The organism is Natronorubrum aibiense (assembly GCF_009392895.1).
Classification (GTDB): Archaea; Halobacteriota; Halobacteria; order Halobacteriales; family Natrialbaceae; genus Natronorubrum; species Natronorubrum aibiense.
This window is the reverse complement of record NZ_CP045488.1, coordinates 144,613-169,903: the sequence shown is the minus strand read 5'-3', so window position 1 is coordinate 169,903 and position 25,291 is coordinate 144,613. Positions and strand designations below refer to the sequence as shown.

Annotated in this window: 27 protein-coding genes; 22 read left to right on the top strand and 5 right to left on the bottom strand. The window is 63.9% G+C overall.

Annotation, left to right across the window (positions count from 1 at the left end):
- The first annotated feature begins 1 nt into the window (after position 1).
- Positions 2–1,303, top strand: coding sequence for an MFS transporter (locus GCU68_RS00900; protein WP_152938596.1), 1,302 nt, complete (start codon positions 2–4; stop codon positions 1,301–1,303).
- 24 nt (positions 1,304–1,327) lie between these two features.
- On the opposite strand, the gene GCU68_RS00895 is transcribed toward GCU68_RS00900, so the two are convergent.
- Positions 1,328–2,002 carry an RNA ligase partner protein gene (locus tag GCU68_RS00895; RefSeq protein ID WP_152938595.1) on the bottom strand — a complete coding sequence of 225 codons (675 nt, stop codon included), beginning with the start codon at positions 2,000–2,002 and terminating at the stop codon, positions 1,328–1,330.
- Positions 2,003–2,061: 59 nt separating this feature from the next.
- Positions 2,062–2,508, bottom strand: a complete 447-nt coding sequence (locus GCU68_RS00890) for a hypothetical protein (RefSeq protein ID WP_152938594.1) — start codon at positions 2,506–2,508, stop codon at positions 2,062–2,064.
- Between the two features lie 162 nt (positions 2,509–2,670).
- Here GCU68_RS00890 and GCU68_RS00885 point away from each other — a divergent pair, with 162 nt between their 5' ends.
- Positions 2,671–3,801 carry an RNA ligase gene (locus GCU68_RS00885; RefSeq protein WP_152938593.1) on the top strand — a complete coding sequence of 377 codons (1,131 nt, stop codon included), beginning with the start codon at positions 2,671–2,673 and terminating at the stop codon, positions 3,799–3,801.
- Positions 3,802–3,826: 25 nt separating this feature from the next.
- Here the strand turns inward: GCU68_RS00885 and GCU68_RS00880 are convergent, their stop codons facing one another.
- On the bottom strand, positions 3,827–4,516 hold the full coding sequence (locus GCU68_RS00880; RefSeq protein WP_152938592.1) for an MBL fold metallo-hydrolase: 690 nt from the start codon (positions 4,514–4,516) through the stop codon (positions 3,827–3,829).
- 156 nt (positions 4,517–4,672) lie between these two features.
- Here GCU68_RS00880 and GCU68_RS00875 point away from each other — a divergent pair, with 156 nt between their 5' ends.
- The 11 genes from GCU68_RS00875 (at position 4,673) to GCU68_RS00825 (ending at position 14,280) form a co-directional block, all read left to right on the top strand.
- Positions 4,673–4,981 (top strand): 50S ribosomal protein L21e, encoded by a 309-nt coding sequence (locus tag GCU68_RS00875; protein ID WP_008159739.1) that lies wholly within the window; start codon positions 4,673–4,675, stop codon positions 4,979–4,981.
- A gap of 6 nt (positions 4,982–4,987) precedes the next feature.
- Positions 4,988–5,344 (top strand): RNA polymerase Rpb4 family protein, encoded by a 357-nt coding sequence (locus tag GCU68_RS00870; protein WP_152938591.1) that lies wholly within the window; start codon positions 4,988–4,990, stop codon positions 5,342–5,344.
- A gap of 148 nt (positions 5,345–5,492) precedes the next feature.
- Positions 5,493–6,089 (top strand): DUF655 domain-containing protein, encoded by a 597-nt coding sequence (locus tag GCU68_RS00865; protein ID WP_152938590.1) that lies wholly within the window; start codon positions 5,493–5,495, stop codon positions 6,087–6,089.
- A 57-nt stretch (positions 6,090–6,146) separates the two neighbouring features.
- Complete coding sequence (locus GCU68_RS00860; protein WP_152938589.1) at positions 6,147–6,989, top strand: 16S ribosomal RNA methyltransferase A; 843 nt, start codon at positions 6,147–6,149, stop codon at positions 6,987–6,989.
- A gap of 98 nt (positions 6,990–7,087) precedes the next feature.
- Positions 7,088–8,284 carry a mechanosensitive ion channel family protein gene (locus GCU68_RS00855; RefSeq protein ID WP_152938588.1) on the top strand — a complete coding sequence of 399 codons (1,197 nt, stop codon included), beginning with the start codon at positions 7,088–7,090 and terminating at the stop codon, positions 8,282–8,284.
- Entirely contained in the window at positions 8,285–8,863 is a 579-nt protein-coding gene (locus GCU68_RS00850) for a HemK2/MTQ2 family protein methyltransferase (protein ID WP_152938587.1), read from the top strand. It begins immediately after the preceding gene.
- A 54-nt stretch (positions 8,864–8,917) separates the two neighbouring features.
- Positions 8,918–10,129 carry an outer membrane protein assembly factor BamB family protein gene (locus GCU68_RS00845; protein WP_152938586.1) on the top strand — a complete coding sequence of 404 codons (1,212 nt, stop codon included), beginning with the start codon at positions 8,918–8,920 and terminating at the stop codon, positions 10,127–10,129.
- Positions 10,130–10,290: 161 nt separating this feature from the next.
- On the top strand, positions 10,291–11,289 hold the full coding sequence (locus tag GCU68_RS00840; RefSeq protein ID WP_152938585.1) for a 5-methyltetrahydropteroyltriglutamate--homocysteine methyltransferase: 999 nt from the start codon (positions 10,291–10,293) through the stop codon (positions 11,287–11,289).
- Positions 11,286–12,362, top strand: a complete 1,077-nt coding sequence (locus tag GCU68_RS00835; RefSeq protein WP_152938584.1) for a methionine synthase — start codon at positions 11,286–11,288, stop codon at positions 12,360–12,362. Before GCU68_RS00840 ends, GCU68_RS00835 begins: the two co-directional genes overlap by 4 nt.
- Before the next feature lie 241 nt (positions 12,363–12,603).
- A complete protein-coding gene (locus tag GCU68_RS00830; protein WP_152938583.1) occupies positions 12,604–13,218 on the top strand; it encodes a nitroreductase family protein in 615 nt (204 codons plus the stop codon).
- Between the two features lie 90 nt (positions 13,219–13,308).
- Positions 13,309–14,280 carry a carbohydrate kinase family protein gene (locus GCU68_RS00825; protein WP_152938582.1) on the top strand — a complete coding sequence of 324 codons (972 nt, stop codon included), beginning with the start codon at positions 13,309–13,311 and terminating at the stop codon, positions 14,278–14,280.
- A gap of 26 nt (positions 14,281–14,306) precedes the next feature.
- Here GCU68_RS00825 and GCU68_RS00820 read toward each other — a convergent pair whose 3' ends face one another.
- Positions 14,307–15,146: a hypothetical protein gene (locus GCU68_RS00820; protein WP_152938581.1), complete on the bottom strand. Its 840-nt coding sequence runs from the start codon at positions 15,144–15,146 to the stop codon at positions 14,307–14,309.
- 194 nt (positions 15,147–15,340) lie between these two features.
- Between GCU68_RS00820 and GCU68_RS00815 the strand changes: the two genes are divergently transcribed.
- The 9 genes from GCU68_RS00815 to GCU68_RS00775 all read left to right on the top strand — a co-directional run bounded on the left by GCU68_RS00815 (position 15,341) and on the right by GCU68_RS00775 (position 24,952).
- Entirely contained in the window at positions 15,341–16,417 is a 1,077-nt protein-coding gene (locus GCU68_RS00815; protein ID WP_152938580.1) for a TrmB family transcriptional regulator, read from the top strand.
- Positions 16,418–16,590: 173 nt separating this feature from the next.
- Positions 16,591–18,057 (top strand): extracellular solute-binding protein, encoded by a 1,467-nt coding sequence (locus tag GCU68_RS00810; protein WP_152938579.1) that lies wholly within the window; start codon positions 16,591–16,593, stop codon positions 18,055–18,057.
- Between the two features lie 2 nt (positions 18,058–18,059).
- Positions 18,060–19,073 (top strand): carbohydrate ABC transporter permease, encoded by a 1,014-nt coding sequence (locus GCU68_RS00805; protein ID WP_152938578.1) that lies wholly within the window; start codon positions 18,060–18,062, stop codon positions 19,071–19,073.
- Between the two features lies 1 nt (position 19,074).
- Positions 19,075–20,073, top strand: coding sequence for a carbohydrate ABC transporter permease (locus tag GCU68_RS00800; protein WP_152938577.1), 999 nt, complete (start codon positions 19,075–19,077; stop codon positions 20,071–20,073).
- A 2-nt stretch (positions 20,074–20,075) separates the two neighbouring features.
- Entirely contained in the window at positions 20,076–21,278 is a 1,203-nt protein-coding gene (locus tag GCU68_RS00795) for an ABC transporter ATP-binding protein (RefSeq protein WP_152938576.1), read from the top strand.
- Positions 21,271–21,474: a hypothetical protein gene (locus GCU68_RS00790; protein WP_152938575.1), complete on the top strand. Its 204-nt coding sequence runs from the start codon at positions 21,271–21,273 to the stop codon at positions 21,472–21,474. The genes GCU68_RS00795 and GCU68_RS00790 overlap by 8 nt, the downstream gene beginning before the upstream one ends.
- Positions 21,475–21,534: 60 nt before the next feature.
- Entirely contained in the window at positions 21,535–22,617 is a 1,083-nt protein-coding gene (locus GCU68_RS00785) for a Gfo/Idh/MocA family protein (protein ID WP_152938574.1), read from the top strand.
- A 148-nt stretch (positions 22,618–22,765) separates the two neighbouring features.
- Positions 22,766–23,728 carry a sugar phosphate isomerase/epimerase family protein gene (locus tag GCU68_RS00780; RefSeq protein ID WP_152938573.1) on the top strand — a complete coding sequence of 321 codons (963 nt, stop codon included), beginning with the start codon at positions 22,766–22,768 and terminating at the stop codon, positions 23,726–23,728.
- A gap of 102 nt (positions 23,729–23,830) precedes the next feature.
- The gene (locus tag GCU68_RS00775) at positions 23,831–24,952 is read left to right on the top strand and encodes a Gfo/Idh/MocA family protein (RefSeq protein ID WP_152938572.1); all 1,122 of its coding nucleotides are present in this window, start codon (positions 23,831–23,833) and stop codon (positions 24,950–24,952) included.
- On the opposite strand, the gene GCU68_RS00770 is transcribed toward GCU68_RS00775, so the two are convergent.
- Positions 24,945–25,193 (bottom strand): hypothetical protein, encoded by a 249-nt coding sequence (locus GCU68_RS00770; RefSeq protein ID WP_152938571.1) that lies wholly within the window; start codon positions 25,191–25,193, stop codon positions 24,945–24,947. The two genes, GCU68_RS00775 and GCU68_RS00770, sit on opposite strands and share 8 nt — an antisense overlap.
- Positions 25,194–25,291 lie beyond the last annotated feature (98 nt).

The window sequence follows — 25,291 nt, the reverse complement described above, 5'->3', positions numbered from 1 at the left end:
CGTGAACGTGTTGTCGGATCCCACGAAACGACGGTGGCTCGCGTGGGCTGCGTTGGCGACCGTCTTCTTGCTCGTTAACCTCCATCGGCTCTCGACGGCCGTCCTGTCAGGACGTTTGACCGCCGATTTCGGGACGACGGCGTCACAACTGGGGACGCTTCACGCCTCGTTTTTTCTCATCTACGCCGTCATCCAGATTCCGACGGGCGTGCTCGCCGATCGGGTCGGCCCGCGCTACGTCGGCTCGATCGGCGGCGTCGTGTTGAGTCTCGGTGCGATCGGCTTCGCGCTCAGTGAGAGCTACCTCGCGGCGTTCGCCGCACGGGCACTCATCGGCCTCGGGAGCGGCGTCATCTTCGTCTCGATCCTGCGCTTCTGTGCCAACTGGTATCGCGCCGACGAATTCGCGACGATGACCGGGCTGACCGGCAGCATCGCCGGCCTCGGCGCGATCCTCGCAACGACGCCGCTCGCGGTCACCGTCGATCGGATCGGCTGGCGGCCGACGATCCTCGGGCTGGGACTCGTCGGGATCGGTGCCGCCGCCTCCGTCTTCGTCCTCGCGCGCCAGTCGCCAGCCGCTGCCGGCCTCGAGCCGATCGCAGGCGTTCCGGAACAGCCCGCAGTCACGCTCGCCGAATTGGGCGGGCACTTGCGATCGCTCGCCCGAGACGTCGATCAGTGGCTGCTGTCGGCGGTCTTCTTCGCTGGCAACGGTGCGATGTTGACGCTCGTGGGACTGTGGGGCGTCCCGTACATCGTCGTGGTCTACGACTTCGACGTGACGACGGCCTCCTATTTCACGCTGCTCGCGTCCATCGGTGTTCTGGTCGGTCCGATGACCATCGGCTGGCTCTCGGACCGACTCGAGCGACGCCTGCTGCCGATGACGGCCGGGATCGGCCTGTTTGCGGTCGCCCTCGGAACCATCCCCGTCTTTGGTCGGCCGCCGGTTGCGGTCGTCGCCGTCGCCTATCTCGCCTGCGGGTTTCTGTTCGGCGCGGCGATGCTCTCGCTGTCGGTCGTCAAGGAACGGTACCCAGCCGGCGCGAGCGGCGTCGCGACGGCGACCGTGAACACGGCGGGGTTCGTCGGCGGGACGATCCTCCCGACGGTGATGGGGATGGCCCTCGACGCGTACCGGACGGGCGAGACCGTCGGCGGCACCGTCGCGTACACGCAGTTCGGCTACCGAATCGCTTTCGGCATTCTCGCGGGTACCGTCGCCGTCGGATTCCTGTGTGCGTGCTGGCTGGTCGTCCGTGATCGGAACGGGCACGCGGCGTCGTCGAAATCGCTGTGAGACGCCGTCAGCACAGCCTTCCGGTCACTCCACCGAGCGCCTCGAGTCCGGATCGACCGCGGTGAGATACTGCTCGAGCAACTCCGGAAACTCCCGGCCACGAATATAGCGCAGGCCAAAGTCCTCGGTCCAGCCGATGATGCCTTTGTCCTCGGTGACGACGCCGGCCTCGAGTTCGCGCGCGAGGATGAGCAGGTCGAAGTCCTCGCGGGAGTCGAGCACGCCGGTTCGCATCGCCGAGCGGTACTTGTCACGCAGGTTCGAAATGACGGCGTCGACTTCGGTCATGTGCTCGTGTTCCTCGAGCGGGTCGTCCTCGCTTCGTTCGGCCTCGCGGACGGCCTGTTCGGAGACGCGCAGCCCCCGGTCGACCCGGTTGCTCATCTCGTCGACGAAGCTGTAGACGACGTTGGCCGGGATCGACACGCCATACCGGTCGGGGTGTTTGCGGATCACCCACGTGTTCAGCTTCGAGTACACCTCGTCGTCGACGTCGCGGGCCTCGAGCATCGTCGTGAGTTCGTCGTGGATCGTCGGCGGGACGTAACAGGAGATACCGAGGTTGAGCCGCGCGTTCGCGATCAACTCGAGCAAGCGACAGACGGCCTCTTGCAGTGACTCGTCTGGCTGGCGAATGTCCTCGGTGAGAAAGAGCGACGTGTCGAGGACGAACCGCTGTTTGAACGCCTCAGTGGCCATACCAACGCGTTCCACCCGGACGGGCAAATAAGTGGAGTGTCCCGTAGTCGACAGCCGTTTCAGTTCGAGGGCTGGCGCTCGGGGTCAGCACCGAGGCCGGCGTTAGAGACGATCTCGGCCCCTTTCGGCGAGAGGTCGACGGTGACGTCTTCGTGGACGGCTTTGCTGATCTCGTCGACGTTGCCCGCGAGTACCGTCAGAATGTCGTCCGGGTTCGCGTACAGCAACATGTTCCCGTCTTGGCCCTCCGCGACGAGCTGGGTGTCGTTCAGGACGATCTGGTTGTTCTGGATCGTCGCCGCGACGACCGGCAGCGCCTCCGGTTTCCCCTGTTCGTCGTCGCGAACGCGGCGGATGTGGACGGCATCGAGGTCGAGGACATCCTTGTGCTCTCGGATCTTCTCGGCGCAGTTGACCATGTCTTGCAGGAGCAGCGATTTCTGCTCGCCGCCGTGACCGTCGTCGCCCTCGAGACAGTGCTGACAGACGCGAAGTTCGAGTCGCATGGGCAGAGGGTTGTGACCGGACACCGATGAGAATTCCGCTTCGAGCCGTTTCGTCCGGCCATCCCCGGAGCCGTGTCGACCACCACCACTGGACTCCCGTTTCGATCAGTTTGCGTGATGGTTGGACCGTGTTTCTTCCCGCCACGCGGCGTAGTGCCGACGATGAGTGACACCGAGTACCACAGGCTGCTCGGCATGAACCGGGACGCGTTCGCGGACCTCGAGTCCCACCTCGAGGAGCGAACGTACGACGGCCAGTCGTACCGACACGTCCCGGACTACCGTCGTGGGGTCGAGCGCGGCACCGTCCTGATCAGCGACACGGTCGTCCGCGGGTTTCCGAAGGTGCCGCGCACGCTCGTCCTTTCGGAGGGCGTCCCGGAGCGATTCGCGGATCGCCCCGAGGACCGAATCGCTGTCGAAGAGAAATTGAACGGCTACAACGTCCGCGTCGTCCGCCTCGACGGCGACCGACTCGCGTTCACTCGAAGCGGGATGATCTGTCCGTTTACGACCCGCATCCTCGAGCGACTGGTCGGCCTCGAGTCCCTGTTCGAGCAGTACCCCGAGGCGATGGTCTGTGGCGAGATGATCGGTCCCGAAAACCCCTACACGGCCCACGACTATCCGGACGTCGACTCGATCGCGTTCCGGGCGTTCGACTGGCGCGACCGCGAGTCCGGCGAGCCGTTGCCCGTCGAGACCCGGCGCGAGCGCTACGAGACGTTCGACGTTCCGCAGACGCGACTGTTCGGCCAGTTCGAGGTCGACGCGGCGGCGGCCGAGATCCGTCGCATCATCGAGGAGTTAGACGCCAAGGACCGCGAGGGCGTCGTAATGAAATCGCCGGACGGCAAAGCACAGTTGAAGTATACGACGTCGGCCGCGAATCGGGGCGATCTGGCCTACGCGTTCTCGCTGCCCTTCGATTACGGCCAGCCGTTCATGTTCCGTCGACTCCTCCGCGAGGGCTTCCAGAGCGTCGAGTGGGACGAATCCGATACCGTCGCCCGCGAGCGCGCCCACGAACTCGGCGAGGCGATCTTACTGTCGATGCGCGAGACGATCGAAACCGTCGACGCGGGCAACAGCGTCGGCGAGCGCCACACCGTCCGCGCCAGTCCCGAGACCGTCGACGTCCTGCTCGAGCACCTCGAGAGGCAGGGACTCACAATCGAGATCGAGGACGACCGCCGGGAGGACGGCGACCGCGTCTGTACGTTCCTCAAGGAGACTCGATCGACCATCGACAAGACGCGAAACTACCTCGACGGGCATATCGTCAAAGAGTGAGCTGGCACGACGACTGCTGTCCGTCTCAGTCGCGCCGTTGCTCGGAAATTTCTCGGATCGTCTCACTGCCCCGATCGACGTAGCCGCCGTGATGACAGACGACGTGATCGATCTCGAGGGTCGCGAGGTCGTCGACTGACTCGAGTGCGCGGTCCATATCGGGTGTGAACTCGGGTTTCGGGCCGGCAAGCGGTTCGTCGCCGTTTGCGACGAGTGCATCGCCGGCAAGCAGCAGGTTCCCCTCGGAGAAATACAGCGAACAGTGGCCCGGCGTGTGGCCGGGCGTCGCAACGACTTCCATCGGTCCCGCGAGTGTCGGAATGCGGACGCCGTCGGCCAGTTCCAGATCGACCGCAACCGGCGAATAGCGATCGCCGTCGCTCTTGATCGGGTCGCGCTCGCCCGTCACGAAGGGGGCTTCCTCGCGGTGGGTCGCGACGACCGCGTCGACGGCCTCGAGCAAGTCACTGAGGCCGCCCGCGTGGTCGCCGTCGTGGTGAGTCACGACGACGAGCCAGATGTCCTCGAGGTCGTACCCAAGCGACCGGAGGTGGGTTCGAATGCCGTCGACGGCACCCGCTGGCCCGACGTCGATCAGGACGAGACCGCGGTCGGTCTCGACGGCCGTGGGTGTGATCGTCATCGTGCGGCCGCCGTACTCGATCGTCATCGGGAGCGTGTGGACGCCCGCGCCGCGCTCGTGGTCGGAGTGCATGCTCGAGGCGACGAGCGCCACGCTCAAATGGGTATTCGTCCGTCGCCGCGGGGTATCACTGGCGGCTGTGTGCCAGCCGCTCAGGGCGGACGACACTATGTGGAAAGACAAGACGTGCGTTTTATAACCATCACCAAGTAAGAGGGGCGTACGACTATGCCGAACTCTAATGGCCCTCGTCAGGGATCCCGACGAAAGCTCGCGAACAAACCTCGAGACCGCGGTTCCTCGCCGCCACAGCGAGCGATTCAGGAGTACGAAGCCGGAGAGAAAGTCCACCTGAAGATCGACCCAAGCGTTCCTGACGGACGCTACCACCCACGCTTCGACGGCCGCACCGGCGAAGTCGTCGGCAAACAGGGCGACGCCTTCAAGGTCCAGATCAACGACCGCGGCAAAGAGAAGACGCTGATCGTCACTGCAGCCCACCTGCGCGCCCAGAACCAAGAAAAGAGCCGAATCTGAGCCAGGATGACGATCTTCAAAGAGATCGTCGACGAGGAGTTCCTGACGGTCTCGGAAACGAAGGAACTGCTCGCCGACATCGAAGCCGAACGCGCGTTAGACGAGGACCGCGAGCTACGCTACGAACTCGCTCGAGCGATCGAACACGTCAACCGCTTTAGCGTCCTCGAGCCCGAGGAGGCCCAAGCGCTCGTCGACGACCTTCAAGAGGTCGAGAAAGTCGACGAAGCCACGGCGTACAAGATCGCCAACCTCCTGCCGCGCAACCGGGACGAGCTCCGATCGGTGTACGCACAGCAACGGTACTCGCTGTCGGGGGACGAACTCGACGAGATCCTCAACGTCATCGCGCAGTACGTCTGAGCGCGGTTGCGTCTGGAGTACGCTGGTTCTTTCACCGTTGGCGCGCTGGTCGGTTCCGTTTCGGTGGTTCGACTCGAGAACTGATGGTGGCCCGTCTCCGTGACACTGGGCCGACTCTTTAAGTAGGCCGTGGCCGTAGCGTGAGGCAATGAGCGAAGCCGATGGCGACGAGACGGACGTTCGGCGCGCGGTCGTGTTGGATTACCTCGCACACGGGCTCTCGGACGACGGCCGACCGCAGTACGCGAAGTCGCCGGCAGGATACGCTGTCGGTATCGAAGACTTCCAGCTGTATCAGGTCGCGTTCGACGAGGACGAGCGGCTGACCATCGGAAGCGAGGTCGTCGTCGACCCACCCGCCGAACGGGACGTCGTCACCGAATGTCGACGCGTCGAGTATGCCGACCTTTCCTCGGGAGCTCAGTCGGAACTCGAGTACGTCGTCGCCGATCTCGTCGAGGAGTACGAAGATCGCTTCGTCGACTTCTACAACGATGCTCAGCCGATCACGCTGCGACTCCATCAGCTGAATCTGCTGCCGGGGATCGGGAAGAAACTCCGCAACGGCATCCTCGACGAGCGCAAACGCAAGCCGTTCGAGAGCTTCGACGACCTCTCCGAGCGCGTCTCGGGGCTACACGACCCCGACGAAATCCTAGTCGAGCGCATTCTCGAGGAACTGCGCGAGGACGACCTCAAGTATCGGACGTTCGTCGGCCGACGCGAGCAGGAACAGAATCAGTAGTCGGTTTCTCGCGGCCAAGACAGTGCGTTTACACCGCCGCCCACCGTAGCGACGGCAATGAGAGATCCAGACGCGCTGATCGCCCGGGCGGGCGTCCGCGGCGATCCGGACCACGACCAGCACTTTCTCGTCGACGATCGCGTGCTCGATCGACTGCCGACCTATCTCACGGCGATCGACGCCGACACCACGCATCTGCTCGAGATCGGTGGCGGAACGGGCGTGTTGACCGACCGACTGCTCGAGATCGCCGACGAAGTGACCGTCGTCGAGCGCGACCGCCCGTTGGCCGCGTTCCTCCGCGAGGAGTTCGCCGACGAGATCGCCGTCGGCACGCTGACCGTGATCGAGGGTGACGCCCTTGAGGTCGAGCTGCCCGACTTCACCGCGTCGGTGTCGAACCTCCCCTATGGCGTCTCGAGCGAGATCACGTTCCGACTGCTGCCGACGGGCCGACCGCTCGTCTTGATGTTTCAACAGGAGTTCGCCGAGCGAATGGTCGCCGATCCCGGGACCGCCGAATACGGTCGACTCTCTGTGTCGACCCAGCACTACGCGGACGCCGAACTCGTCGAGTCGATCCCGAAGGAGGCGTTTTCGCCGCCGCCGGCGGTCCAAAGCGCCGTCGTTCGACTCGAGCCACGCGACCCCGACTACGAGGTCGACGACGAGGATTTCTTCCTTCGATTCGTCAAGGCGCTGTTCACCCAGCGCCGGAAGACGATCCGCAACGCGATCCGGAACACGGCCCACATCTCGGGGCTCGAGGACCCCGATGCGGTCGTCGACGCGGCCGACGAGGAGATCCTTCAGATGCGAGCCGGCGCGATGGCCCCCGCGGAGTTTGCGGCGCTGGCCCAGCTCGCCGCCGACGTCAGTGACGTAACCGACGGCCAGTGACGGTTCGGTAGGCGGACGCGAACCGTTCGCACTGTCGACCCCGACCGACGGATACTCGTAGCTGCACGGCTCATCGCTCGAGAGACGACCACCAACCGATGCCCGGGACACTGTCTACGCTCAATCGACTGTCGGTGACCGCGATCGATCGACTGTCGGAGGCGTTCGGACCGAACGTCAAGCTCGCGGTGACGATCGCGGCGGTCGGCGTGTTGCTGCTCGTATTGCTCTCCTATCGGCAGCTTCAGGACTGGCTCACCGAGCGAACCAAGCCGCTGTACGGAGATATCATCTCGACAGCGGTGCTGATCGGTACCTGTGCGGTGACGGTGTCGGTCATCCTGGGTGCCTGGGGACTGACCGGGAACGTATACACGATCTACACGGAGCAACTCGATCTCGACGACGTCATCATCGGCCGAGCGATCGTCTCGTTTATTTTGATCGTCGGCACGCTCATCTTCACACGGTTCGTCAAGCGGATACTCAACGAAGTTCTCGGCTCCGCGTCGGCCGTCACAGACCACCAGCGCGAGATCACCCACCGGATTTCGCAGGTCGTCATCTGGGCCGTCTCGCTCGTCGTTATCCTCGGCATCTGGGTCGACGACCTCGGCGGTCTGCTCGTCGGGGCCGGGTTCCTTGGGATCGTCGTCGGTATGGCCGCCCGCCAGACGCTCGGGACGGTGCTCGCCGGCTTCGTGTTGATGTTTGACCGCCCGTTCGAGATCGGCGACTGGATCGAGGTCGAAGACTACGAGGGGATCGTCACCGATATCTCGATCGTCAACACGCGCATTCAGTCGTTCGACGGCGAGTACATCATGATCCCCAACGACGTCGTCTCCTCGAGTCCGGTGACGAACCGCTCGAGGCGGGGGCGCTTGCGCGTCGAGATCGACGTCGGCGTCGACTACACCGACGACGTCGAACGCGCCGCCGAAATCGCACACGAGGAGATCTCGAACCTCGAGCGCTCGCTGAACGGACCGTCGCCGCAGGTCGTCACCAAGGAGTTCGCCGATTCGGCGGTCGTCCTCGGCGTGCGCTTTTGGATCGACAAACCGAGCGCCAGACGACGGGCGCAGGCCCGAACAGAAGCGATTCACGCCATCAAGACGGCGTTCGACGAGGCGGACATCAAGATCCCGTACCCACAGCGCGAACTGTCCGGACGGGCCGAAACGGGCGGCTTTCAAGTTGCCGACGACGGCACTCGAGCGACGACCGATCGGTCACCGGACGAGCGAACGGAATCGCGGGATCGGCGCGGGATGACACCAGAGGACGATTAGATGACACTCAGAGACCAGCGCGACATCGAGACGGACGTCTACCAGCCAGCGGAGGATTCGCAACTGCTCGCCGACGCGGTTTGCGATCGACTCCCCGACGACGAGCAGCGACTCGTCCTCGAGGTCGGCACGGGGTCGGGGTACGTCGCGGGTCGGATCGCCGAAGAGACCCCGGCGCGCGTGATTGCCTCGGATCTGAACCCACACGCGGTTCGGCAGGCCCGCGGCGAGGGCGTCGAGACGGTTCGCGCTGACCTCGTCGCGCCGTTTGCGGACGGCACGTTCGACGCGGTCGCGTTCAACCCGCCGTATCTCCCGACCGATCCCGAAAACGAGTGGGACGACTGGATGGAACACGCGCTGTCGGGCGGTGAGGACGGCCGTGCGGTGATCGATCCGTTCCTCGAGCGCGTCGGCCGCGTGCTCGCACCCGACGGCGTCGTCTACCTGCTCGTGAGTAGCCTGACGGGGGTCGATGAGGTCGTCGAACGCGCCGGCGAGGAAGGCTTTAGCGCCGTCGCCGTCGCCGACGAGTCGTTCCCCTTCGAGACGCTGACCGTCCTCGAGTTGTACCCGTAATCCGCGTCATTTCATCCGAAAATACTTATTGTATGATTGACTGTTGCTGAGATAATGCCCTCCACGAGGCGGACACTATTGACGACCGTCGGTGTGGCGAGCGTCGCGCTCGCGGGTTGTTCGATGCCCTCACGGTTCTCAAAGCCCGACGACCCGTCGCCCTCCGGCGTCGCCGAGTTACCCGATCCCGACGGCCACGTCGCTGGCGCGAACGGTGACTGGTCGACGTTCGGCTGCAACGCCGCCAACACCCGCGAGATCGCGGATGGAAAGGCACCCGTCGATGGCGTCACCGAACGCTGGCGAGTCGAGGTGACGCAACTCTCCTATCAGGAACCCGTCGTCGCTGATGGACACGTCTACTACGTTGACCACCGAACCCTTCGCGTCTTCGACGCGGCCGACGGGACGGAACTGTGGTCGTTCGAGGACGTTCACACGCCGCCGTTGCTCTGGGACGGGATCGCCTATGTGGCTACTGCGGGGACGCTCCACGCACTCGAGGCTGACACGGGTGACCCGGTGTGGAACCGTGAGTTCGAGGGCCCTGGTTCGGTGACGACGCCGGGGACCTACGCCGGCCGCCGGCTGGTCTTCGGGGTTGGAGAGCAGGTGGTCGCGCTCGATCCGACCGACGGGTCCGTCGAGTGGCGACGCGACGTCTTCGGGCAGGTACTCGATCACGTCGCCGTCTTCAGGGGACATTGGTTTGTCATCGCGACCGAGGCCGGAGAAGTCTACTTGCTTGATGAGGAAGGGATCGGTGGACGGCGGTGGCAACTGCCCGCAGCACCGATGGCTCCGCCCAGCGCCGATTCGGATTCGGTCTATGTCACGTGCTGGAACGGAACGACGTACGCCCTGATGGATGATGGGAGTGGGCTCTCGAGTCCGGGAATCAACTGGACCGCCGATACCGGCGGGGTCGAACGCGGGATCGGTGTGATCGATGGGCTCGTCCTCGTCGCAAGCGGTGGCGAGCTTCATGCCATCGATTCGGACTCCGGTGATCGTCGCTGGGAGTCCGCGATCGGCGACTGGCAACAAACGGCCCCGGCAGCCGGCCGCGACACGGTTTTCGTCGGTGGCGACCGCCTTTGGGCGTTCGATCCAACGCCCAGCAACAGCCTGGGTAGCGGACCCGCTGTCCGGTTCGAACAGGAGTTCGCGGGGCGGGTTGGCCCTGGCCCGATTCTGGACGACGGCACACTCTACGTCGTCGCGCAAGTCGACGATGAAACGCACGCGTTGCTGGCCCTCGAGTAACGGCCCGCGCTTGTGAGTCATGTGTCCACGTTCGCTTTTCTCGATGGGGATCGAACTCTCCGATTGACCGACCGCAAATCGGCGAAACCTGCAAAAATTACTGTAATGCATTACTATGGATGGAAAATATTAAGCGTCGGTATAGCCTAGCCGCTTTCACGATGACTGAGTACGTTTCGACCACGCCGGGGCTGTTCCCGCTCCCGGATTGGGCGAAAGACGATCTCTCGGACCTGAAGGGCCACCAGAAACACGACCTCATCAGCGGCGACGAGGGTGAGGAGATTTCTTCGGTATACGAGCAAGCACGCGCCGAAGTAATCGAGGGCCAACAAGACGCCGGCCTCGACCGCGTCGTCGAAGGACAGCTTCGCTGGGACGACATGCTCGCCCACCCGCTGGCCGTCCACGACGCCGTCGAAACCCGCGGCATCGTCCGCTACTACGACAATAACAACTTCTATCGAGAGCCCGTCGTCAGCGGCGACCTCGAGTTCTCGGGCGACGTCGCAGGCGAACTCGAGGCGGCTGCCGAACTCACCGACGATCTGCAGGCGGTCCTCCCCGGGCCGTACTCGCTGGCCGACCTCGCCACCGACGAACAGTACGGCAACGAAGCCGAGTTCCTCGGTGCGATCGCCGAGTTCCTCGCGGATGAAGTCGACGCCTTCCCGGACGTCGAGACGCTGTTCCTGCTCGAGCCGTCGCTCGTCGAGAACGCGCCCGAAGACGGCGCAGACGAACGCGCAAGCGAGGCGATCGACCGGGTCGCAGCCGCGACCGACGCCGACGTCGTCGTCCAGCCCTACTGGGGCGCACTCGAGGAGAAGGTCTACGCCCACCTGCTCGATGCCGACATCGACGCGGTCGGCTTCGACTTCGTCTCGAATCAGGACGACAACCTCTACAACATTCAGGAGTACGGTGCGCCGGCGGACATCTCGCTCGGCCTCGCCGACGGCCAGAACACGCTGGTCGAAGACCCCGAAGCGATCCGCGACCGGGTCGACTGGGTCGAAGGACAGCTGCCAGTCGCCGAGTTCGAGACCGTCTACCTGACGACGAACACGGAAACGTTCTACCTGCCATACGCCAAGTACGAGGAGAAACTCGCCGTCCTTGCTGAGGCCGCAGACCTCGCAGAGGTGACCGTCGCATGAGCGCAAACGAGAACAAAGACCAGTTCCGACCGGAGGATCACGAAAACGACCACTTCCTGCTGACGACCGTCGTCGGCTCCTACCCGAAGCCAAAGTGGCTCAACCGCGCCAAAGAGCTGTATCAGGACCCCGACCACGGCTTCGACGAGGACGACTATCAGGAAGCGAAAGACGACGCCGCCCGCCTCATCACGAACGAACACGAACGCGCAGGGCTCGACGTCGTCGTCGACGGCGAGATGCGCCGCAACGAGATGGTCGAGTTCTTCGCCCACCGTATCGAGGGCTATGAGTTCAACGGCCCCGTCAAGGTGTGGGGACACAACTACTTCGACAAGCCCTCCGTCGTGAGTGAGGTCGAGTACACCGACTCGTGGCTCGTCGACGAGTACGAGTTCACCGCCGCCGCGACCGACCGTCCGGTGAAGGTCCCGATCACGGGCCCCTACACGCTCGCCAACTGGTCGTTCAACGAGGCCTACGAGGACGACGACGAACTCACGCTCGCACTGGCCGACCTCGTCAACGAGGAGATCGAAAAGCTCGTCGACGCCGGCGCACGCTACATCCAGATCGACGAGCCCGCCCTCGCGACGACGCCCGACGACCACGCCATCGTCGGCGAAGCGCTCGAGCAGATCGTCGCCGACATTCCCGAGGAAGTCCGTATCGGCCTCCACGTCTGTTACGGTGACTACTCCCGGATCTACCCCGAAATTCTGGAGTTCCCCGTCGACGAGTTCGACCTGGAACTCGCCAACGGCGACTACGAACAGCTCGACGTCTTCAAAGACCCCGAGTTCACCGCGGATCTCGCACTCGGCGTCACCGACGTCCACGTCGCCGAGGTCGAATCGGTCGAACAGATCGAGGAGAACATCAAGAAAGGCCTCGAGGTCGTTCCCCCGGAACAGCTCGTCGTCTCGCCGGACTGTGGTGTGAAGCTCCTGCCCCGTGAGGTCGCTTACGGCAAGATGGCGAACATGGTCGAAGCGGCCCGTAACGTCGAGAAGGAACTCGACGAGGGAACGATCGACATCGAACGCGACACGGCCGCGCCTGCGGACGACTGACGACCAGCGAACGCGGCTGTAACCCACGATACGCGCAGCGAGACGCGTCGGGTCGTCTGGACTCGGTTTCTCCGTCTTCTTCGTCTGAACTCGAGCACCCACACTCGTATATTGACATGTAATTCAATCATTAGAGTCGGTGTTTCATGGCGACTGTCGACACGTTCCGACGACATCGCAGTCACCTGGTAACCCATATGTCCGGAAGAATACATATGGGTAGCAGCCATACGAGTGTGTAATGACGCAAGTCCCACCACAGCAGCGTGAACTCGACGAGGACGTCGCCGACCACCGCAGCCCCGACCACGACATCGACCCGCTGTTCGTCAATCGCTGGTCGCCGCGCGCGATGACCGGCGAGTCACTCGAGGAAGACGAATTCCTTCCGCTGTTCGAAGCCGCACGATGGGCTCCATCGGCATTTAACAACCAGCACTGGCGGTTCGTCTACGCGACACGGGAGGACGACGAGTGGGAGACGTTCGTCGACCTCTTGAGCGAGGGGAACGCGTGGGCGGCCGACGCCGGGGTCCTCGCGGTGATCCTCTCGAAGACGACGTTCGATCACAACGGTGAGCCAGCGCCGGTCCACTCCTTCGACACCGGTGCAGCGTGGGAGAACCTCGCGCTCGAGGGAGCCCGTCGCGGCCTCGCTGTCCACGGCATGGCCGGCTTCGACTACGAGCGCGCTGCCGAGGAACTCGACGTGCCCGAGGAGTTCGACGTCGAAGCGATGTTCGCCGTCGGCGAACGCGCGCCGCCGGAGACGCTGCCCGAGGAACTGCAGGAGCGCGAACAGCCCAGCGACCGCAAGCCCCTGTCGGAGATCGTCTTCCAAGGCCAGTTCGAGTAACGCGTCCCGATCTTACCCGCCGTCCCCGTCCGTCTCCACCGCTCGTGGGGATTCGTAACACATTATCCAACGGACGCCGAACGAAGCGGCGTGTCCCACGACGTGCTGATCGCCGGCGAAACGCTGATCGACTTTCTCCCGACTGCTTCAGGCCCGATCGACGCGGTCGAGGAGTTCGAACGACGACCAGGTGGCGCGCCCGCGAACGTCGCCGTTGCCCTCGCTCGTCTCGAGCACACGCCGACGTTCTGGACACGCGTCGGCGACGATCCCTTCGGTCGGTACCTCCGTGAAACCCTCCGCGAGCACGGCATCGCCGACCGGTACGTCGAACTGGATCCCGACGCGAAGACCTCACTCGCCTTCGTGACCCACGACGAAACCGGCGACCGCGAGTTCTCGTTCTACCGCGACGGCACCGCCGACACGCGCCTCGAGCCGGGGCGAATCGACGATGCCACCCTCGAAGCCCACGAGTGGGTCCACGTCGGCGGCGTCACGCTCTCGAGCGGTCGCTCCCGGGAGGCGACGCTCGAGTTGCTCGAGCGAGCCACCCAACGGGACTGTACGGTCTCGTTCGATCCCAACGAGCGCCCGGAGCTATGGCCAGACGACGACACCTACCGTCGCGTCGTCCGCGACGCACTCGCGACCGTCGACGTGCTGAAAGCCACCGCGGGCGAACTCGAGCGCCTCGGTTTCGAGGGCGACAGCACCGAGGCGATCGCTCGAGACGCGATGACAGCCGGCCCGTCGGTCGTCTTCGTCACGCGCGGCAGTGAGGGCGCGATCGCCGTCGCCGACGACGAGACGCCGTGGGCGGGTACGGCCTCCCATCCTGGCTACGAGCCCGACGTCGTCGACACGACCGGCGCGGGGGACGCCTTCGTCGCCGGTGCGATCGCTGGGTTGCGCGACGGTCTCGAGCTGGCCGACACGCTCGCATTCGCCAACGCCGTCGGTGCCGCAGCGACGACGGCCGCCGGAGCGATGACGGCGCTGCCGACTCGAGACGCAGTGGCTGCGGTCGAGGAGGAGTCGAGCGACAGCGCTACCGAGTAATCGGCGAGCGTCGACCCGAGCGCGCGTTACTCGCGGTCGTCGAACGTGAAAAACCGTTCGTTGCAGGCGGGACAGACCAGCTTTTCCGACGGCGTCTGGCCGATCGGCGTCGTTTCGCCACAGCAACTCGACTGGGTGATCGTCAACTCGTCCCCACAGAGTGGACACGCCTCGAGCAGCGAGCGCAGCGGCCGGCCGGCTGCCCGGCGGATCGGGGCCGACTCGACGTGAGACTCGAGGGCGCGTGCGGCCGCGAGTTCGGCGACGGCGACGCCGCGACGAAGCGTGACCGGCACGCCGCCGTCGCGCTCGAGGACGAGCACCGACCGGCCCCAGCTTCGACTCGCTCGCGCGTCGATCGACGCGTCGGTCTGGTCGTCGGCGATCCGTGCGAGCGTTGCCATCTCGGCCTCCCGAAGCGATCGCATCTCGTGTCGCCAGTCGTCACGCGCGTCGTCTGCGAGCCGAATCTCGTCGCCCTCGGGGACGATGACACCCGCCTCGAGGAGCGCCGTGAGGACGGCTTCGCCGGTCGGCTCGGCGGCATCGCCGGCATCGGTGGACGCGCCGCTCGAGTCCGAGAGCGAACCCGTGGCAGCGACCGGGCGGCTGTGGTCGAACGGGTCGATCGGGAGCGCGGCGACGAGTGCGGGCGCGAACCGTGGCGTGTACGGCACGACGTAGCCGCGAAGGGCGATCGCGACTGTGCCGGCGACGGCGACCGCTTTCGCGGCGGTCCGGCGGCCCAGAAGCGATAGGCCACCGACGGCGATCGCCACCAAGACGCCGTTCGTGATCGTACAGGGCCAACACCGGTTCTCGCCGGTGTACTCGCGCCGCCGAATCCACTCTCTGAGATCGGTCATGGACCATGCGTTCCGAGTGCACTGTCTTGAGTGTAGCGCCAGCAGTAGCTTTTTTTGTAACAGGTCTAAGGTTCAGTCAGTGATGAACACACGTGCGATACATCGACCCATACCGAGTGACCGCAAGCAGCGTCACTCGGCGGACTGCGACCGGTCGCCACTTCTCCAAATACCACTGCAGGTGATGATTCCCGATGGACAGTGACGAACTCACCGAAATCCTCGAGGACGCGGGCCTCTCGCCGTATCAGGCCGACGCGTTCGTGACACTGCTCGGCCTCGGCTCGGCTTCAGCGACCGACATCGCACAGGCCAGTTCGGTGCCCGACCCGCGAATTTATGACGTCCTGCGCGATCTCGAGGACGACGGCTACATCGAAACGTACGAACAGGACAGTCTGCACGCTCGAGCGCACGATCCGGCAGACGTACTCGCGGATCTGCGCTCGCGCGCCAACCGGTTCGAGACCGCAGCCGAGGAGATCGAAGATCGCTGGAGTCGCCCGGACATCGAAGATCACAAAGTCAGCATCGTCAAACGCCTCGATACTGTCTTAGCGCAGGCCGACGAGCTGATTCGAGCGGCCACAAGTCAGGTCCAGATCGGCCTGACGCCATCGCAGTTTCGTGACCTTTCGGACGCGCTTGCGACCGCGACGGCGAACGGCGTCAACGTGAAGGTGTGTCTGTTCCCACAGATGGGGACTGAGCCGGAGTTACCCTCGACCGACGAACTCTCCCGGACGTGTACGGAGGCCTGCTACCGTGACATCCCATCGCCGTTTCTGGCGTTGATCGACCGCTCGTGGACGTGTTTCTCACCGCACGGCGGATCGACAAACGAGTACGGCGTTATCATCGACGACCGAACCCACGCCTACGTCTTCAACTGGTACTTCCAGACCTGTCTTTGGGAGGTCTACGAGACGATCTACTCGGCGCGCAATGACGAGCCGCCCATCACGTACGTCGACCTTCGCCAGTGTCTTCGGGATGTCGTCCCGCTGCTCGAGGACGGCCGTCGCGTCGAGATGACGATTCAGGGCTTCGAGACGGACACGGGCTACGAGGTAACCAAACGCGGGACGGTCGTCGACGTCACCTACGCCGGCGTCTCGACCGACGACGACCGCGAGACGCCGCTGACCCAACTGGCCGGGGAAGCCTCGTTGACGCTCGAGACCGACGACGGTACCTACACCGTCGGTGGCTGGGGGGCGATGATCGAAGACTTCGAAGCGATCCAGCTCACTCTCGAGTCGATCGACTGAGCGCGGCCGTCAGTAGACTTCTACCGGGCACATCGTCGCACTGAGCCGTGTGGCTACTCGAAGCGATAGTCGCGTCTCAGCCACCTAGTGGGTGTTCGTAACATGCTCTGTTAACTACACCTGTTGTACTCCATCAGTAGTTATAAATAGGAGAGACTGTCATATTCTTTCCTATGAGTGAGAGAAACTCACAGGGGAATGAGAAGAACGACTCGAGCGTCTCACGGCGGACGTTCGTCAAAGCGGCGGGTGCAGGCGGGGCCGCAGTCGGTCTCGCGGGCTGTATCTACGGCGATTCGGCGTCCGAAGACGCCGTCGTCTGGGGGATCGACCCCAACGCCGAAGCCGCAGTCGGTGACGAAATCGTCGAACTGCTGCAGGACAACGGAGCTGACGGGATCGACATCCAGTTGCAGCCCGGCGACGAGGACACGGGCGAGCGACGGGATTCGTACACAAACCTGCTCCAGGCTGAGGAAACACAGCCGGACCTGTTCCTGATGGACAACGGCTGGGTGAACGTCTTCATCCAGCGCGGCCACATCGCCAACCTGAGCGAGGAACTCGACGACGAGGACCTCTCGCTCGTCGAAGACGAGTATTTCGAGTCTTTTACCGAGACGGCTCGCGATCCGGAGACGGGCGACCTCTACGGCGTTCCGATCTTCCCGGATTACCCGACGATGCAGTACCGCAAGGACTACGCACGGGAGGCCGGCTACGACGACAGCGACTTCGAGGAGTGGGCCACCGAGCCGATGACCTGGCAGGAGTGGGCCGAGCTCACCGAAGAGATCGTCGAGGCTTCCGACGCGGAGTACGGGCTCGCAACCCAGTGGGACCAGTACGAGGGTACGTCCTGCTGTACGTGGAACGAGGTCATGTCCTCGTTCGGCGGCGCCTACTTCGGCGGCTTCGACAACCTCTTCGGTCCGGTTGGCGAGCGCGACGTGACCGTCGACGAACCGGAGTTCATCGAAGGGCTGCAGATGATGCGGACGTTCGTCGCCGAGGAAGCCGACGAGCACACCCTCGAGGACGAGTACCCACTCGGCCTCGCCAGCTCGGACATCACCTCGTGGCAGGAAGAAGACGCCCGTGAAGCGATCCTGTCGGGCGAAGCGGTCATGCAGCGCAACTGGCCATATGCGATCAACACGAACCTCGAGAGCGAGGAAGGCGACGACCTCACGGTCGACAACTACGGCGCGATGCCGATGCCATACGCCGTGACCGAAGACGAGGCCGCCCAGCCCGGAACGGGCGGCTCGACGTCCGCACTCGGCGGCTGGCACATCGTCCTCAACCCCAACTCCCAGAACAAAGAGGAGGCACTCGAGGTTATCCGTGCGACGATGACCGACGAGTTCAACCTCGGCATGTTCGACCTCTACGGCTGGGTTCCACCGAAGCCAGCCCTGTTCGACACCGAGGACGCAGAATCGGTCGAGCCGATGGGCAACTACATGCAGACGCTGCGCGTTGCCGGGGAGAACGCGATGCCCCGTCCCGTGACGACGGTGTGGCCGGACCAGTCCAGTCTCATCGCCGAGGAGGTCAACCTCGCCGTTGCGGGCGATAAGAGCCCCGAGGACGCAGCGGCCGATCTGCAAGACGGACTCGAATCCACGGAAGAGTAACAATGAGTACAGAAGACCGAACGACGGGCCCCACTCGGAAATCGAACCGTTCGGGGCCAGTCGTCGCGATTACACGCTGGATGGAGAATCTCGGCGAGACGGGGTTCGCCTACCTGCTGTTGACGCCGGTGATGATCCTGCTGGGGACGGTCGCGCTGTATCCGCTCTTGCGGACGTTCGAGCTGTCGCTGTATCAGAACGTGCTCTCGGATCCGGAGTTCGTCGGCCTCGAGAACTACATTCAGCTGTTCACCGGCGGCGCGAGCCCGCGGTTCCCCGGCTCGACGACGTTCCTGCCTGACGTGAGCACGAGCGGGAGTTTCCCATTCGTCCACGTCGATGGACTGCTCCGAAGCGCGCTCGCCGTGACGCTGATATTCACCGTCGTGAGCGTCTTCTTCGAGACGATCATCGGCTTCGGGCAGGCACTGGTTCTCGACCAGGACTTCCGTGGTCGGCGCTGGGTTCGCGCCGCGATCATCATCCCGTGGGCGATCCCGATCGTCATTCAGGGAATGATCTTCTACCTGATGTTCCACCCGTCGGCCGGGTTCCTGACCGAGCCGCTGGCGAACTGGGGCATCGTCGCGCCGACGAACACGCTCAACGACCCGATGAGTTCGCTGTTGATCGTTACCGTCGCGGACATCTGGAAAACGACGGCGTTCATGGCGTTGCTCATCCTCGCCGGCCTCCAGAGCATCGACCGGAGCCTCTACGACGTGGCGAAAGTCGCCGGCGCGACCAAGTGGCAGCAGTTCAAGCTGATCACGTTCCCGCTGGTGTTGCCTGCCCTCGGGATTGCAGTGTTGTTCCGTACCATCGACGCGATGCGGATCTACGGCCTCATCGATTCGGTGTCGGGCTGTACGACCGTCCCGTCGCTATCGTGTATGGTCGTCGCGACGTTCAACACGAACCGCGGCCTCGCGGCCGCCGTCGCGTTCGTTACGGCCGGCATCATCGCCGTGGCCGTATTTGGCGTCATCTACCAGCAGTACAAGGAGGGCTTCTGAGATGGCAACTGCACCCGAATCTGCGTCCCAATCGGACGACGATATGGGTCCGCTCGAGCGGTGGACCAACGGCGTCGTCAACGACCGCGAGAAGCGAAAACGCCTGTACAAGGCGCTGTTCTACGTCGCGGCGGCGTTTTTCCTCGTCACGACGCTGTTCCCGTTCTACTGGCTGTTGGTGTTGGCACTGACACCCAGCGTCCGACAGGCGGATTGGAACGTCTCCATCCCCCTGCTGGGCGAGGTCCCGTTCCCGACGCCACAGGGGTTCAACATCGCCGCGTTCGTCGAGGTGTTCCAGCAGGTCCCGTTCCACCTCTACGTGTTCAACAGCTTCGTGCTCGCGACGACGACGACGATCATCGTCCTGTTGCTCGCGAGCCTCGCAGGCTACGTCTTCGGCCGCCTCGAGTTCCCCGGCCGCGGCCTGATGATGCTCGCCATTCTGGCGGTATCGTACTTCCCGCCGGCGGCGTTCCTGATCCCGCTGTTCGATGCGTTCCTCGGGAACGCAGTCGTCGTTCCCTTCCTCGGGATCGAGCTGTTCTCGCCACCGCGGCTCGTCAACACGCCGGGGTCGATGATCATGCCCTTCAGCGCGTTGTTCCTGCCGCTGTCGATTTTCATCCTCACCACGTTCTACTCGCAGATTCCGGACGGACTCGAGGATGCAGCACGCGTCGAAGGAACGACCAGACTGGGCGCGCTGTTCCGCGTGATCATGCCGCTTTCGGCACCCGGCGTCGCCACGGCTGCCGTGTTGACCTTCATCGCCGTCTACAACGAGTACTTCTTCAGCTCGATTATGGCGTTACAGAACCAGCCCCAGCAGTGGTCGCCGCTGGTTGGCGGGATCTTGAGCTACCAGACCCAGTACACGACGGACTTCAACCTCATGGCAGCCGCGAGTATCGTCGGCGTGTTGCCGATGTTGATCATCGTCGTGGTCGCACAGGAAAAGATCGTGAGCGGACTGACCGAAGGCGCACTCAAAGAGTAATTATGGCACGAGTACACTTAGACGACGTAACGAAACGCTATGAAGATATCATCGCCGTCAACGAGATGAATCTCGAGATTCGAGACGGCGAGTTTGTCTGTCTCGTCGGCCCCTCCGGCTGTGGGAAATCGACGACGATGGAAACCATCGCCGGGCTGACGAAACCGACGGATGGAACGGTGACGATCGGCGACACCGACGTCACTAACCTGCCGCCGAAAGACCGTGGGGTCTCGATGGTCTTTCAGAACATCGCGCTGTTCCCCCACATGGACGTCTACGAGAACATCTCCTTCGGCCTCCGGCTGCGCAAGTACGACAAAGACGAGATCGACCGTCGCGTCCAGCGGGCGTCCGACGTCGTCCAGCTCGAGGGGATGTTAGACCGGGAGCCGAGCGAACTCTCGGGCGGACAACAACAGCGGGTCGCGATCGCGCGAGCGATCGTCCGCGAACCTGACGTCTTCTTGATGGACGAACCGCTCGCCAATCTGGACGCGAAGCTGCGCGTTCACATGCGAACCGAACTCCAGCGACTCCACAAACAGCTGGATACGACGATCATCTACGTCACCCACGACCAGGCCGAGGCGATGACCATGTCCGACCGGATCGCGGTCATCAACGCCGGCGAACTCCAGCAGATCGATCCGCCGCTGGTCTGTTACAACGAGCCCGCAAATCGGTTCGTCGCCGGCTTTATTGGCTCCCCGTCGATGAACTTCGTCGAGGGCGACCTGACCGGCGACGGGCTCACGACCGACCACTTCGACCTCGAGTTCGATTCCGACGACCTCGAGACGGTCGACGACGACGTCACGATGGGGATTCGTCCGGAGGACATCTACCTCGAGCGCGAGGCTGACTCGGCGACGAGTGCGTCCGAGACGATCGAGGCACGAACGGACGTCCTCGAGCCGATGGGCGACGAGATCTTCATCTATCTCTCGCTCGACGGCGCGAGCAGTGAGATGATGACCAGCGACGAGGCGTCGGCCGCATCGAACCAGTTGCTGATGAGCGTCGATCCGGACACCGAGATCGGGGAGGACGAATCCGTCTCGGTCGTCCTCGATCGCTCGAAGGTGCACCTGTTCGAGACGGCCTCGGGCGAGGCGATCACCCACGGGATCGCTGACTTCTCGGACGCCACGCCGACGGCGAGTGTGGCACCGGAGGCCGACTCGGGAGGGCAGCATGAGTGAGGTCGTTGCCCTCGTCTACTACGGCGGGCTAACGGTCCTGTTTTTCTTCTGGATCTACGGGATCGTCTCGTTCGCACTCGACATCAAAAACAAGCTCCTCCCCGCGATCCAGCAGTATCGACGCGCGAGTACCCGACGCAGCCGACAACAGGAACACGACAATGAGAGACAAGAACGTGAAGAGCAGTTGTACTGAGCGCAGCATCGCCGCCCGTCCACAGCGAGTGCGTACCACTGCCGCCCCGACGGAGGATCGATGACGTCGGAGCCACCAGCCGTCCGAACCGGCATTGTCGGCCTCGGCAACATCGGCCAGTACCACGCCGATCGACTCGAGGAGCTCGGCGTCCCGCTCGTCGGCGGGATGGATGTCTCAGCCGAGGCTCGTAACCGGTTCGCCGAGCGCTACGGCGTCGACGTCTACGACGACCACAACGACCTCTACGACGTCGTCGACGCCGTCGTGATCACGACTCCGAACAAGTTCCACGAGGCCTACGCCGCCGACGCCTTCGAGCGTGACCTCCATACACTCCTCGAGAAGCCGTTGGCCCACTCCCTCGAGAGTGCCGAACGGATCGCCGCCGCGGCCGAACGGACCGACGGGACGTGCATGATCGGCTTCAACAACCGATTCCGGAATACGGTCCGACTCCTCAGAGAGCGGATCGACAGCGGTGAACTCGGCGAGATCACACACATCGAGGCCAACTACGTCCGTCGGCGCGGAATCCCCGGCCGCGGCTCGTGGTTCACCCAGCGTGAGATCTCCGGTGGCGGCGCGCTCATCGATCTTGGTGTGCACGCCATCGACCTCGCGTTGTACTTGCTCGGCAACCCGGCTGTCGAGGAAGTCTCGGGCGTCACCCGGTCGACGTTTGGCTCCAACGAGGACTACACCTACCTCGAGATGTGGGGCGACGACAGTGGTCCCGATGCGTTCGACGTCGACGACTCCGCCAGCAGCTTCATCCGCTGTGCGGACAACCGGACGATCTCGCTCGAGGTCGCGTGGGCGACGAATCGACCACCGACCCACGAGTTCGTCGTCCGGGGGACGGAGGCCGCGGCTCGATTCAACCTGCTCGAGAACGAACTCACACTCCACTCGGTGAGTTCCAACGGCGCGGATCATTTCGTCGACTCGACGATCGAACCGCGGGAGAACGACCCGCACGCGGACGAACAGCGCGCGTTCTTCGAGGCGATCGACGCCGATCGCGGGATCGGTGGCGGTGTCGAGGAGGCGCTGACGGTCCAGCGGATCGTCGACGCGATCTATCGCTCGAGCGAGCACGGGCAGACGGTTTCCCTGAACGCGCCACCACAGGATCACTAACCGGACCGGCCACGCGCTCGCTCGATTCGACTCGAGTCGGTGGACACCCCTGTACGAGACAGAAATCGGCACGTAGCGACGCCTCTATGATTAAATTACTATATTAATTCGATGAATTTATACTGGGCAAGACCCTCGTGTCAAACGTATGGATATCGGCGTTCACACCCCGCCACTGGCAGACGAATCGCTCGAGGGAGCCCTCGACTATCTCTCCGAAATCGGCGTCAATGCGATCGAACCGGGCGTCGGCGGCTACCCCGGCGATGCCCACCTCGTCCGCCGGGACTACCTCGACGACGAGGACGCCCAGACAGAACTGCACGACCTCCTCGCGGAGTACGACATGCGAATCAGCGCCCTCGCGACGCACAACAACCCGCTCCATCCAGACGACGAGCAAGCCGAAACCGCAGACACCGAACTCCGTGAAGCGATCCGCCTCGCCGACCAGCTCGGCGTCGACACCGTCACCTGCTTCTCGGGCCTGCCCGCGGGCGGCCCCAACGACGAGGTACCGAACTGGATCACCGCGCCGTGGCCGAGCGAACACGCCGACGCCCACGAGTACCAGTGGGACGTTGCGATCGAGTACTGGACCGACCTCGCGGCGTTCGCCGACGACCACGGCGTCGACCTCGCGCTCGAGATGCACCCGAACATGCTCGTCTACGAACCCCACGGGCTGGCTCGCCTGCGCGAGGCGACGAACGAACGCGTCGGCGCGAACTTCGACCCCTCGCACCTGTACTGGCAGGGCATCTCGATCACCGACGCGATCCGACACCTCGGGGACGCGATCCACCACTTCCACGCCAAGGACACGCGGATCTACGAGGAACAGGCCCGCGAGAAGGGCGTTCTCGACACGACCGACTACGACGACGAATCCAATCGCTCGTGGCTCTTCCGCTCGGTCGGCTACGGCCACGGCGAAGACCACTGGAAAGACGTCGTCTCGACGCTGCGAATGGTCGGCTACGACGGCGCGCTGAGCATCGAACACGAGGACTCGCTGACCAGTTCTCGCGAAGGACTGGAAAAGGCGGTCGACCTCCTCGAACGAGCGGTCTTCCGCGAACAGCCCGGCGAAGCCTACTGGGCCGAGTAGCGCGTCGCTATCCCGACCGTCTTTCGAGTCGATTCGTCACGGATCGTGAGACTGTCACTCGTGACGAAAAACACTAACTACACCTATTGTGAACGAGTGTATATGACGCTCGAAGTCGGTGTACTCGGCTACCGGTTTATGGGAAAAGCCCACGCAAACGCCCTCTCGCGGCTCTCGATGTTCTTCCCGGACGCGCCGGACGTCGAGCGAAGCGTGCTCGTCGGCCGCGACGAAGACGCGCTCTCGGACGCGGCGGACCAGCTTGGATTCGAGTCGATCGCGACCGACTGGGAAGCCGTCGTCGACGACGTCGACGTCTTCTACAACCTCGGTCCGAACCACGTCCACGCCGAGCCCTCGATCGCCGCGCTCGAGGCCGGCACATCCGTCTTCTGTGAGAAACCGCTCGCGCCAACGCTCGTCGAGGCTGAACGGATGGCCGACGCCGCTGATAAAGCCGGCGTTCCCAACGGCACCGCGTTCAACTATCGGTTTATCCCCGCGATCCAGCACGCCAAGGGGCTGCTCGAGGCCGGCGAGCTCGGCGAGATTCACCACGTCCGGGGGCGCTACCTGCAAGACTGGCTGGTCGATCCCGAGGCACCGTGGTCGTGGCGTAACGACGCGGAGCTGGCGGGTTCGGGTGCGCTGGGCGACCTCGGCGCCCACACGGTCGATCTCCTTCGGTTCCTCGTCGGCGACGACGCCCTCGCCGGCGAGATGGAACGCGTCAGCGGCCACCTTCAGACGTTCGTCGACGAGCGACCCGTAGAAGGAAGTGATGAGATGCGATCCGTCACCGTCGACGATGCCTACTCCGCGCAGGTCGAGTTCGAAAACGGCGCGATGGGCACCCTCGAGGCCTCCCGATTCGCGACGGGGCACAAGAACGACCACACGATCGAAATCCACGGCTCCGACGGCAGTCTCCGATTCTCCCTCGAGCGGCTGAACGAACTCGAGGTGCTGCGAGCCGACGACAACCGCGGCTACGAGACGATCCTAGTCACCGACGAGGACGATCCGTACGTCGACCACTGGTGGCCGCCGGGACACGTGCTGGGCTGGGAACACACCTTCGTCCACGAGAATTACGAGTTCCTCAGCGCCGTCGAAAGCGACGGCGCGTTCGAACCCAGCTTCCAGGACGGCCTCGCGGCGCAACGCGTGCTCGAAGCGATCGAAGCGAGCGACGAGAAACGCGAGTGGGTCTCGATCAGCTAGACTCGAGTCGGTTCACCATCCCGATTTCGTCGTACCGAACGCTGCCGCCGTCGAGCGGCTGGCCGTCGAGTTCGAGATATGCCGTCTCGAGGGCCGTCACCTCGCCGGTGTGTTTCGGATCGTCGCTGCCGGTTCGGTCGCGATCCCAGATCTCGACGATATCGCCCGGTTCCACGTGTTCACGGACGAGTTCCGCGGCTCGCTTGTCGTCGGCGTCCGGCGGAATCGTGAGTTCGGTCATCGTCGGGAACACGTCCGCGCGGTGCGTAAGCAGTCACTCGTCAACTGACGGGCGTTTTTGTCGCCGTCTGTGATGTCGGCGACAGTTTTTGTGTGACA